Raw genomic sequence first — 12,294 nt, 5'->3', positions numbered from 1 at the left:
CTCTAGAGGACATTGATATTGATGTAAACCCTGATTAAACAGTCTTAAAACACAAAAGGAACCCTAAGGTTCCTTTTGTTTCAAATGCGTCTGGTAAAAAACACTATTTGGTTTTTCTGTCTTTGATATGGCTTTGTGCGCGCTTGCGACGACGCTCTTGGCTCATAGTCAACTTCTCAGTTTTGTTTTCAAATGGGTTATCACCCTCTTGGAAACGTAGCTGGATTGGCGTACCCACCACTTTCAATGAACGACGGAAGTAGTTCATCATGTAACGCTTATACGAGTCTGGCAGCTTGCTAACTTGGTTACCGTGGATCACCACGATTGGTGGATTGTAACCACCTGCGTGCGCGTATTTAAGCTTCACACGGCGACCATTCACTAATGGCGGTTGATGATCGTCCTGCGACATTTGCATGATACGTGTCAGCATAGAAGTACTGACGCGGCGTGTGGCACTGTCATAAGCTTCTTCAATCGATTCAAATAAATGGCCAACACCAGTACCGTGCAGCGCCGAAATAAAGTGAATACGAGCAAAGTCGATAAAGCCAAGACGACGGTCAAGCTCACTCTTCACACGATCTTTAATCCCTTGGTCGATACCATCCCACTTGTTGACGGCAATCACCAAAGCGCGACCCGCATTGAGCGCAAAGCCTAACAGACCTAAATCTTGCTCGGCGATACCTTCACGGGCATCGATGATAAGCAACACCACGTTGGCATCTTCAACCGCTTTCAAGGTTTTGATCACTGAGAATTTCTCAATGACTTGATGTACTTTACTGCGACGGCGAACCCCCGCGGTATCGATAATCACGTACTCGCGACCTTCACGTTCCATTGGAATGTAAATACTGTCACGGGTTGTGCCGGGCTCATCAAATACCACAACGCGCTCTTCACCTAGAATACGGTTAGTCAGGGTTGACTTACCGACGTTAGGTTTACCGATGATCGCTAGCTTAATAGGCAAATCTTGCAGACGCTTTTGCTCAGCTTCGGCTTCTTCTTCGGTATATTCACGCTCTTCGGTCACTTCGCCTTCGTCTTGACGCACTATGCCCATCGCTTCGGCATAAGGAGTCAGCGCGTATTCGATCATGTTGGTCACGCCGCGTCCTTGAGACGCCGCCATTTGGTAAACTTCACCTAGACCTAAAGACCAAAACTCGGCGCAGGCAGAATCGGCATCAATACCGTCCACTTTGTTCGCAACCACGAAAGTGGTTTTTTCACGGCTACGCAAATGTTGCGCAATCGACAGATCCGCAGAGGTTAAACCCGCGCGCGCATCAGTCATAAATAGAACAACATCGGCTTCTTCAATGGCGGCAAGGGATTGCTCGGCCATTTTCGTCTCGATCCCTTCTTCAGTGCCATCGATACCGCCGGTATCGACCACAATGAACTCATAGCCGGATAAGAATGCTCGACCATATTTACGGTCACGTGTTAGGCCAGGAAAGTCAGCAACCAGCGCATCACGCGTGCGCGTAAGGCGATTAAATAGGGTGGATTTACCGACGTTCGGCCGACCAACAAGGGCCACTACAGGGATCATGATTTTGCCTCTAAAAAACTTTTCAATAAAAAGCCCCCGGAACACACTTCCAGGGGCTCTACAAGGATAACACTTTTAACTATGGAAGTGTTACAACAGCTAACTTTCCACTGCGACCTTGAACATAGATTTTATCGTCAACCACTAATGGCTGGCTGTATAATCCAGAGCTGTCCACTTGGACACGACCGACAATCGTCCCTGTACTGCGATCGATGAAGTGTAAATAACCTTCGAAATCACCCACAACTAAATAGTCTTTATACACAGCTGGTGACGTCAGAGTGCGGTTAGCTAACTCAGAGTTGCTCCACAGCTCTAGACCGTTACGCTTATCAACTGAGTAGATACGGCTGTGGTCGTCAACAAGGAACAAGCTTAAGCCCGCTGATGCTAACTCGTTAAAGCTAGAATACTTACGTGTCCACACAACTCGACCCGTGCGTAATTCCATCGACACTAAGTTACCGTTGTAACTCACCGCATATAAATTGTCGCCAAGGATCAGCGGCGTCATATCCACGTCGGCCATACGGGTAAACTCGTTACCGCCCGTTGGATTATAAATCGCCTGTTCCCATGCTGCTTGACCATTGTTTTTAATCACAACAGCCACTTTGCCATCGGCAGTACCGATAAAGAAACCGCCCGCTTCATAAGCTGCAGAACCTGTACCGCGCAGGGTCAGATTTGGCAATTGCATTTCGTACACCCACAGCTTAGCGCCAGTATCGACGTTAAAGGCTTCGAGTGAACCTGAGCTGGTGCTGACAACCACAACGTCATCGGCAACCGTTGGCGCAGACAGTAACTCACCACCAGCAACCACATGCCATAACACTTGGCCATCTTCGGCATTGAGCGCGGCTAACAGCCCGCTTTCTCCCCCTAAAAAGACTTTATTACGCGCAGCAGTTACGCCAGCGGCGATTCGCGCACCTTTGTTTTTTGCTAAGGCGTTATCACGAAATTCTTCGCTGAAATCTTTAGTCCAAACGCGCTCGCCCGTCGCTTCGTCAAACGCGGTGACTTCACCATAACGATCGGCGGCAAATATTTTGCCATAACGAACGGCAGGAGCGAGGCGAGAGTAATAATCACCTACACCATCACCGACAGAGGCGCTCCAACTTACTTCAGGGAACACTGTCGCCTGAATGGCAGTTAACTCACTGACAGGCTCGTCTTCAACATCGCTCGACGAACAGGCGGATAACATGGCCAGACTTAATCCGGCGGCTAGCAGGTTTTTGCACCAAGACTTCATCAAGGGATCCCTTATGCCTGATTTAGGCTATCAAGTTTGATTTTAAGCGCTGGGCTTGTCACCACACCACCATTGTCCATGGCAGCTTGATAAGCTGTTTTCGCTTTCTCAACTTCACCTTGACGTACTAAGAAATCACCTTTTAGTTCATCGCGCTGGGCGAAGAAGGCTTTATCTGTAACTTGCTCTAAAGTTGCCAGAGCAGCGTCTATTTGACCTTGCTCGGCTTGTACTCGAGCGACACGTAAAGTGGCAATCATATCTAAACCAGCACCTGGTTTAGCCGCAATAACCTTGTTCAAGGCTTCGATAGCTTTAGGGTAATCCTTAGCTTCTACCGCAGTTTTTGCCACGATCAGTTCTAGTAGCGCTTGATAACCTTTTTGATCATGATTTTTAGAAAACTCAGCCACACCCGCCAGCATAGCGGCTTCGTCGCTTGATTTAGTGGTCAACTCGTGGAAAGCTTTTGAGGCTTCTTCCGCTTGGGCTACTTTAACGTCAGAATAATAATTCCACGCATACAGGCCGCCTAAACCAACGACCGCCCCAATAAAAATCGAGGTTCCATAGTCTTTCCAGAACTGCTTGATAGCATCAACTTGTTGTTCTTCTGTGCTATAAATTTCCACGCGCACGTCCCCTTATATGATCTATTACTTAATGGCCAGTTCAGCCAAAAATGCGCCTAAGGCACTTCGAGCTACCCGTTGTTGTTCGTTATCATTGCGTAAATATTTCACTGTCACCATGCCTTCGGCCAGTTCATCTTCACCAATCAGTAAGGCGACAGCTGCACCGCTTTTATCGGCACGTTTCATTTGTTTTTTCACATTACCGCCACCGCAGTGACTCATCACTTTAAGGTTTGGCAGCGCGCTGCGTAATTCCTGCGCAACTTTAATCGCTTCAACCAGACAGCTATCACCCATAGCAGTAACATACACATCCACTTCTGGCGGAATATCTTTGTTCAGGTCTAAGGTTTCAAGCAGCAAGACAATGCGCTCTAAGCCCATGGCGAAACCCACTGCTGGGGTATCTTTACCGCCTAACTGGGCGACTAAGCCGTCATAGCGACCACCCGCAAGCACTGTACCTTGTGAGCCTAAACTCGATGTAACCCATTCAAATACTGTACGATTGTAATAATCTAAACCACGTACTAGGCGCGGATTAATGGTGTATTTGATACCCACAGCATCAAGTAGTTCACGCAATTGTGAAAAATGTGTCTTCGATTCTTCACCGAGGAAATCCATCAACTCAGGTGCACCAGCCAAAATAGCTTGGACATTTTGATCTTTTGAATCCAATACCCGCAGCGGATTGCTGTACATGCGACGCTTGCTGTCTTCATCGAGCGCGTCTTTATGCTGCTCTAAAAACGCAATCAAGGCATCACGGTAAACCGCGCGCTCGGCGGGATCACCTAATGTATTAAGCTCTAACGACACGTGATCGCTAATACCGAGTTTTTCCCACAGGCGGGCTGATAACATCAAGACTTCAGCATCAATATCCGCCGTGCCTATGCCATACACTTCCACGCCAAATTGGTTAAATTGGCGATAGCGACCTTTTTGTGGACGCTCGTGGCGGAACATAGGGCCCATATACCAAAGACGTTGTTCTTGGTTATACAGCAGACCGTTTTCGTTACCCGCACGCACTGTCGATGCCGTACCTTCTGGGCGCAGCGTTAAGCTGTCACCGTTATTATCTGCGAAGGTATACATTTCTTTTTCAACAATATCAGTTACTTCACCGATAGAGCGTTTAAAGAGATCGGTATTTTCCACTATTGGAGTGCGGATTTCGCTGTAACCGTAAGCACTAACGCTCGAACGTAGTACCGCTTCCACTTTTTGCCATAGAGGACTTTGAGTTGGCAGAATGTCATTCATTCCGCGAATCGCTTGGATCTGTTTTGCCACTGTATCGACTCGTCCGATTTAGCTAAATTAATAAAAAATGTCACGCATTATAGGCTTTTGAACGTAAAACGTAAAACGACCCCGTCGGTTTCGGGGCCTAGCTCAAAATCATTAGGCGTAATCTATGCCCAAATGCAGATGCATATTACTCAGTTGTGTCTTTTATTTGAATACGGTTCGCCATTTGACTGGCCTTAGCGCGAATTTTCGCTTCGAGGGAATCGACAATATTGTCGTTATCAAAACGTTCTTTTTGACGTTCACCCTCGTCGTAATATCCGCTCTTATTGTGTCCGCCAGTTAAACCAATATGCGACACTAAGGCTTCACCTGGACCGTTCACAACGCAGCCGATGATAGACACATCCATGGCGGTAGTCACGTCTTCGAGGCGACGCTCTAACTCATTGACTGTGCTTATCACATCAAACTCTTGACGGGAGCAAGATGGGCAGGCGATGAAGTTAATCCCGCGGCTACGGATACGCAGCGACTTTAAAATATCAAAACCGACTTTGATTTCTTCGACGGGATCGGCCGCAAGGGAAATACGTAGCGTATCCCCGATACCTTCGGCCAATAACATGCCTAGACCCACGGCCGATTTAACTGAACCCGCGCGTGCGCCGCCCGCTTCGGTAATGCCTAAATGCAAAGGTTGACGGATTTGTTTTGCCAATAAACGATAGGATTCAACCGCTAAAAACACGTCGGAGGCTTTCACGCTGACCTTGAATTGGTCGAAGTTTAATCGGTCCAGAATATCGACATGGCGCATGGCCGATTCGAGCAAGGCTTCAGGCGTTGGCTCTTTGTACTTGTCCATCAGATCTTTCTCTAATGAACCGCCATTCACACCAATACGGATAGGAATATTGTGGTCACGGGCACATTCCACCACGCTGCGAATACGCTCTTCGTTGCCGATATTGCCCGGATTAATACGCAGGCAATCCACACCGTACTCGGCAACTTTTAAGGCAATGCGATAATCGAAATGGATGTCGGCCACTAAAGGCACCTTAACCGCTTGCTTAATGAGTTTAAAGGCTTCTGCCGCATCCATAGTCGGTACTGAGACACGAACTATATCGGCACCCACTTTTTCTAAGGCACGAATTTGAGCGATTGTCGCTTCAACATCTGTGGTCTTAGTATTGGTCATTGACTGAACGGCAATCGGCGCCCCATCACCAATCGGTACATTACCCACATAAATGCGGGTGGAAGGACGTCTTTTTATGGGAGTTTCATTATACATGCTTAATACGCTCTATTTCGGTACGTGCTGTAGATCATTAGGTGGTCGTTAAGCCTTAGGTAAGGTTAAGCGCGCGACACGTCCCTTAGGGACATCAGCTAAGCTAACCATTTGACCATCTAAGCTTAATGTCGCCACTTGCGGCGCACCTAGAATAATTTTAAATGGTGGTACACCACTCACATGCACTGTGGCGCCAGCGCCTTTCACACCATCGACTAACGCTTTACCTTTAGCATCGACAATGTTAATCCAGCAATCACCCGTTAACTGTACCTTGATAATCGATTCACCGGCAGCGGCCACCAGAGTATTGGTCGTTGTGGCTGGCGATGTTGAAACAGGCAAAGGCGTTGCAGTTACAACGGGCTGAATTGCAGGCTGTTGCACAAACGTCTGTTGAGCTACCGTCTGTTCAGCTACCGAAGAGGCCGTTTGAGACGCTGTGGTTGCAGCATTAGCCGAGCCACCATCTTCATTACTCGTATCAACCGTTTGAGGATAATTATTGTCAGTAGGCCCAGTGCTCACATCAATAGTGCTGGCATCGGTATCTTTAATCGGGCCGTCAATTGACATAGAGCCGTTAGCCGCGATGTCGGTCAATTGTTGACTCGCATCGGTTTCGGTCAATAGTACGTCACCAGGTAGCGTTTGGTTCGCGGCGGCGACCTCTTCTGCCGTGGGTTTAGATAGATCAATAGTGCTTAACAAAGTCGTTTTTTGCATCCACCAGACGACTAACGAGCCGAGTAACACAATAACGATAAAAATACTCAGCCAAGTTAAACGCGTATCGCGGGCTTGATAAGTCGTTTTACGGGAAAAGCTTTGCATTGCAGGCTCAGTCACCACAGGCACTTGGCGCACTAAACATGCTTCAATCAAAGCCGCATCCGCGCTGACCATACGGGCATAGTTTTTTACATAACCACGAACATAAGTGGATGAGGCAATATTGGTAAAATTGTCGGCTTCAAGATCTTCAACAATACGAGGGCGTAAATGCAATTTAACCGCCGCATCTTGAATACTAAGGCCCATTTTTTCACGGCCAGCTTTTAATAAGGTTCCAAGCGTTACATCTAGCGCGATAGATTGCGGTGCTACCGACTCAACTGGCGCATTGATTTCATGATCTTTCATTGATGTAAATTAACTCTGTATTGCTTGGCCTGAGGTGATGCTGGGAATTTGGCAAGCAATAAAATACCAAATCTCTTCACAGCGGCATCATCATTCACTGCCTGCTCTATTTTGATCCCGAGCGCTAAACTTTCTGGAGTTTGCTCAGCCACTTGGTGATATCGCGCTAATTGGTTTCGCGCCTGAATAAAATCACCTTGGTCGACTTCTAACTCTGCCAACTCCAGCAACGACACCGATCTTCTCGGGTCATACTTTAACGCCATCTGAAAATACTGTCGTGCCTTTTCTGCTTGTCCAGCTTCGCGGCTACAGAGACCTAAGTTCTCGTAGCTTGAGGCCGTTCGCGTATATTTGGGCATTTCGATTGCGGCCAAAAACATTTTTTCAGCTTTGTTGTATTGCTTTTGTTGGCACAAAAACACCCCGAAATTATTCATGGAATCGCCAGAGGCGTCCTTGGTACTAATGGCATTCATGTACGACTCTTCAGTACGTACTAAATCGCCCACGGTTTGATAGTAATAAGCCAAAGCGGTGTGCACATCTTCAAGCTCTGGGGCATATTCTAATGCTTTATCAAGATTGTATTTGGCTTGTTCCGAGTTACCTCGATTTAAATAGGTTAAACCGAGCTGCAAACGCTCGCGCGCGGCGGCGACTTTGTCTAACTTTCGTTCAGAAACAGGGATATCTGTCCCAGTATAAGTACGCTCAGTGACGCACCCTGTCATCAATGACAGGGTTAAAATCAACGAAAACCTTGGCAATCCATGCTTCATGGGCGAGCCTATAAATCTGTGCAAACAAAGAGTTAATTCATTGTGACTGAAATCTGGTTTTCTTGCATGCGTTTTTTTGCTAAACGTTTCGTTCTATCGCGAATATCACCCGCCAACTGACCACAGGCGGCGTCGATATCATCGCCACGGGTTTTACGCACGATCACAGTAAAACCATACTCCATTAGCACCTTAGAAAAACGGTCGATACGTGAGTTAGATGAACGACCGTAAGGCGAGCCTGGATACGGGTTGAATGGGATCAGATTCACCTTACAAGGCGTATCTTTCATCAACTTAGCTAACTCATGGGCTTGTTCTGTGCTGTCGTTGATGTGATCTAGCATCACGTATTCAACCGTCACGCGACCACGGTTTGCATTAGATTTGGCGATATAACGACGAATACCCGCTAAAAACTCATCCAGCGGATATTTTTTATTGATTGGGACCAGAATGTCACGTAGCTCATCATTTGGCGCATGGATACTCACAGCCAGTGCCACATCAAGCGCATCACCCAATTTATCTAACGCAGGTACGACGCCCGATGTTGATAGAGTTACGCGGCGCTTTGATAAGCTAAAACCAAAGTCATCGAGCATGATGTCCATCGCTGGGATCACATTGGCTAGGTTAAGCAATGGCTCGCCCATGCCCATCATCACTACGTTAGTGATAGGACGCTCACCCGTGTCTTTAGCAAACCCTAAAAAGTGCGATACACGCCAGATTTGGCCGACGATTTCAGAAACCGTTAAGTTACGGTTAAACCCTTGCTGCCCCGTCGAGCAGAAAGTACATTCCAGTGCACAACCCACTTGGGATGAAACGCACAAGGTCGCGCGGTCATCCTCAGGAATATAAACCGTTTCAACTTCTTGGCCTTGACCAACATTGATTGCGAATTTAATCGTCCCGTCGGTCGATTTTTGGAAACTCGAAATTTCCGGCGCAACGATCTCGCAGCGGGCCGCCAACTTTTGACGTAACACTTTGTTGATGTTGGTCATCTCTTCGAAGTCACTGACGCCGAAATGATATAGCCATTTCATGAGCTGATCGGCACGAAAGGGTTTCTCTCCCATGTCCGCAAATAATGCGCGCATCGCCTTACGATCAAGGTCTAATAAATTGATCTTCTTTTCACTCATATCGCTAACCTCAACACCAAAACCGGATCCTGTAACAGGGCGGCGAATTATACAGACGCAAATAAATTTTAGCCAGTAACTCAATTAACCTATGCTAGAATCTCCACGGGCTAATGTTGGCCTAAAATACGGAGTTGTAATTCCACCTATATGTTAACCCTCATCATTATAGTGCTTGTCGCTGTCGGAGTTTCTTTTCTGTGCAGTGTGTTCGAAGCTGTTCTGCTATCGGTTACCCCAAGTTATATCGCATCACTCGAACAAACTGACAGTGCCGCAGCCGCGCGCTTGCGTAAACTGAAAGAAAATGTCGAAGCCCCTTTGGTGTCAATCCTTACGTTAAATACTATCGCTCATACCGTTGGCGCTGCCGTTGCGGGTGCGCAAGCAGCGAAAGTATTTGGTGACGATATGTTGGGTGTTTTCTCGGGCGTATTGACCTTTATTATTCTGTTCTTCTCAGAAATTATTCCTAAATCATTGGGTGCCAACCATTGGCGTCGCCTCGCACCGAGCGTGTCTGTTGCCGTGACGTGGATGAAGCGTGTCACTAAACCGCTGATCTGGATGTCGCAGCAAGTCACTCGCCTGATGGGCAAAGGCGATGAAGGCCAATATATCCGCCAAGAAATGAGCGCGATGGCAAAAATCGGCCATGAATCCGGTGAGCTTGACGAGCAAGAGTCGAAAATTCTGACGCAAATGCTCAAGGTACGTGATATGCCCGTTACAGCAATCATGACACCGCGCACTGTGATGTTCTCGCTACCTGTGGATCTGACTCAAAATGAGTTTGTACGTCAATATCGTGACAAGCCTTTTACCCGTATTCCAGTATACGATCAGGATCATGACGATATTATCGGTTATATCACCCGTACCGATGTATTGCTGGCTGAGCGTTACACACCAGAGGCATCGATTGGTGAGCTTAAACGGAGTTTATTTGTGGTGCCTGAAACCGCAAAAATTCTGCCACTTTTTGAGCGTATGATTAAACGTAACACCCAAATTGCTATGGTGGTCGACGAGTACGGCAGTAGCCAAGGTATTGTGACTCAAGAAGATATTATCGAATCTATGTTAGGCTTAGAGATTGTCGATTTAAACGATCCCGCGACCGATATGCAGCAATTAGCACGTAAACTTTGGACTAAGCGCATGAAGCAAAAAGGTATTCGCCTATCCGATGACGGTGATTTTGAAGCCGCATCCGATGATGACGAAGCCAAATCCGGCTGAAGGCTAAGCCAGTTTAGTGCTTGTTAATATAAAGGGAGCCTAGCTCCCTTTATTCTTTTAGAATGCGGATAACTCAGAACCCTCTGAGCCTCGCATTTTGAGGTCGCTTGGGTATATACTCACCCGCCGTAATAGAGGTAAGTTATGACACAGAGCTACACACTCTCACTCGCGCACATTAATGACACCCATTCGAATTTTGAGCCCTGCCGCGTCCAATTTAGCCTTAACCTCGGCCAGCATAAGCTTGATGTAACCAGCCATAGCGGTGGTTATGCCCGCATAGGCTACCACATCACTAAGGCACGTCAAGCTGCTGCACAAACCGATACGCCGTTTGTTTTCCTGCACGGTGGCGACAGCTTCCAAGGCACGCTTTATTTCAGCCATTTTAAAGGCAAGGCCAACGCCCACTTACTCAATCTGTTAGCGCCCGATGCTATGGTCATTGGCAACCACGATATCGATGAAGGTAACGCCAGACTTGCCGAGTTTGCTAAGCAGATTGATTTCCCATTGCTTGCGGGCAACATGGATTTAAGCCAAGAAGATCTCAACAAACCAGGTTGTCTGCGTGGTTTACCTAATATCTTGGATTATGATCATGAGCAAAAACGCGCGAAATACCTGCTTAAGCCTTTCCACGATAAGACGTTAGCCATTGTCGGCATTACTTTAGATCAAATGAAAGAGATCGCGCGCCCCGATCCCGACACTCATTTTGTCGATGCTATCGCGACAACCGCACGCACGGTTGAGCACCTTAAAAATCAAGGCATCAAACATATTATCGTGCTCAGCCACTTAGGCTTAGATCAAGATAAGCGCCTCGCGGCCGAAGTCGAGGGTATTAGCCTGATCGTAGGCGGTCACACGCATACGCTACAGGGCGATTTTCGCGCCTTAGGTTTGAGCAACCTACCCTACGGTGAAGTCATCAATAACACACCGATAGTGCACGCGGGAAAATATGCCGAAGTCGTCGGCTTAGCCGAGATAACATTTGATGCTGAAGGTAAAGTGCAGAGCTTAACTGGCGGCAATTACTTCATGCTGGATCAGCACTTTATCTTAAGTGCTAACACGACCGTCGATAACCAAGATTACCAAGCGGTGCGCCAACAGCTCAGTCAGCATCCAAATGTCCTTTGGGATGATGCCGATGCCGATATTGATGGCGTTATTCGAGACATCTACAAACCCGCCATCGCAGAGATGGAAAACAAAGTCTTAGCACTAGTGCCAAAAAACTTAGTCCATACGCGCCTGCCGTCTAAGGCCCTGCCCCACGGCAGTGAAATTGCGCCTTGGGTCAGCCGCAGCATGTTCCAAGAAGCTAAGCTTGTCGACCCTAGGGTGAACTTTGCCCTGCATAATGCCGGCGGTGTACGCCAGTCAGTGGCCCAAGGTCAGTTGACGCTAGCGGATGTGATGGGGCAATTGCTGCCCTTCGAATTACCGCTGGTTAAGTATGAAATTCAAGGTCAATTCCTCTATCAAGCGCTCGAATCGGCGATTAACGCGGCAACCAACAACAGTGTCCGTGGTACAGGAGCAGGCAGCTTCCCATACACTTACGGCCTACGGTATTACTACGATGGGCGGCGTCCACTGGGCGAGCGTTTGTTCAGATTGGAGATGATGCAGCAGGACAGCCAATCCCTTTGGTATCCCGTTGAGCCTGAATCACTGTATGTCGGGGTATCGACGTCTTACACCGCTGCGGGTAAGGAAGGCTATCATCCATTGCTGCAAGCTCGCTGGCAGGAGTCGATGGAGTCTCTGACGTTGCCACAGGCCTTTATTCGATTCTTAAATCGCTCACCGAATCTGTCTGATTTACTGTCACAGCACGTGCATTACACCAGCCACAGCCAACGTATGGGTTAAGTGCCAATGCTCCTCATGGCGTCAACATTGATGCAGTGAGGAACA

At 47.7% G+C, this 12,294-nt stretch carries 10 protein-coding genes; 2 read left to right on the top strand and 8 right to left on the bottom strand.

Annotation, left to right across the window (positions count from 1 at the left end; translation table 11 throughout):
* Positions 1-103: 103 nt before the first annotated feature.
* The 8 genes from der to rlmN all read right to left on the bottom strand — a co-directional run bounded on the left by der (position 104) and on the right by rlmN (position 9,117).
* A complete protein-coding gene (gene der, locus K5Q99_RS15750; RefSeq protein ID WP_106649962.1) occupies positions 104-1,570 on the bottom strand; it encodes a ribosome biogenesis GTPase Der in 1,467 nt (488 codons plus the stop codon).
* A gap of 79 nt (positions 1,571-1,649) precedes the next feature.
* Positions 1,650-2,837, bottom strand: a complete 1,188-nt coding sequence (gene bamB, locus K5Q99_RS15745) for an outer membrane protein assembly factor BamB (protein WP_063883273.1) — start codon at positions 2,835-2,837, stop codon at positions 1,650-1,652.
* A gap of 11 nt (positions 2,838-2,848) precedes the next feature.
* A complete protein-coding gene (locus K5Q99_RS15740) occupies positions 2,849-3,469 on the bottom strand; it encodes a tetratricopeptide repeat protein (RefSeq protein WP_063883274.1) in 621 nt (206 codons plus the stop codon).
* Positions 3,470-3,493: 24 nt separating this feature from the next.
* On the bottom strand, positions 3,494-4,774 hold the full coding sequence (gene hisS, locus K5Q99_RS15735; protein WP_220777387.1) for a histidine--tRNA ligase: 1,281 nt from the start codon (positions 4,772-4,774) through the stop codon (positions 3,494-3,496).
* Between the two features lie 145 nt (positions 4,775-4,919).
* The gene (gene ispG, locus K5Q99_RS15730) at positions 4,920-6,035 is read right to left on the bottom strand and encodes a flavodoxin-dependent (E)-4-hydroxy-3-methylbut-2-enyl-diphosphate synthase (protein ID WP_106649960.1); all 1,116 of its coding nucleotides are present in this window, start codon (positions 6,033-6,035) and stop codon (positions 4,920-4,922) included.
* A gap of 48 nt (positions 6,036-6,083) precedes the next feature.
* A complete protein-coding gene (locus K5Q99_RS15725) occupies positions 6,084-7,181 on the bottom strand; it encodes a RodZ domain-containing protein (RefSeq protein WP_220777386.1) in 1,098 nt (365 codons plus the stop codon).
* Positions 7,178-7,963: a type IV pilus biogenesis/stability protein PilW gene (gene pilW / locus K5Q99_RS15720; protein WP_220777385.1), complete on the bottom strand. Its 786-nt coding sequence runs from the start codon at positions 7,961-7,963 to the stop codon at positions 7,178-7,180. The genes K5Q99_RS15725 and pilW overlap by 4 nt, the downstream gene beginning before the upstream one ends.
* 32 nt (positions 7,964-7,995) lie before the next feature.
* On the bottom strand, positions 7,996-9,117 hold the full coding sequence (gene rlmN, locus K5Q99_RS15715) for a dual-specificity RNA methyltransferase RlmN (protein ID WP_106649957.1): 1,122 nt from the start codon (positions 9,115-9,117) through the stop codon (positions 7,996-7,998).
* A 150-nt stretch (positions 9,118-9,267) separates the two neighbouring features.
* On the opposite strand from rlmN, the gene K5Q99_RS15710 reads away from it, so the two are divergent.
* Positions 9,268-10,359, top strand: a complete 1,092-nt coding sequence (locus tag K5Q99_RS15710) for a CNNM domain-containing protein (RefSeq protein WP_106649956.1) — start codon at positions 9,268-9,270, stop codon at positions 10,357-10,359.
* Positions 10,360-10,503: 144 nt separating this feature from the next.
* Positions 10,504-12,249: a bifunctional metallophosphatase/5'-nucleotidase gene (locus K5Q99_RS15705; protein WP_220777384.1), complete on the top strand. Its 1,746-nt coding sequence runs from the start codon at positions 10,504-10,506 to the stop codon at positions 12,247-12,249.
* Positions 12,250-12,294: the final 45 nt, after the last annotated feature.

Source organism: Shewanella hafniensis (assembly GCF_019655335.1).
GTDB classification, from domain to species: domain Bacteria; phylum Pseudomonadota; class Gammaproteobacteria; order Enterobacterales; family Shewanellaceae; genus Shewanella; species Shewanella hafniensis.
This window is presented reverse-complemented; position numbering and strand designations above follow the sequence as displayed.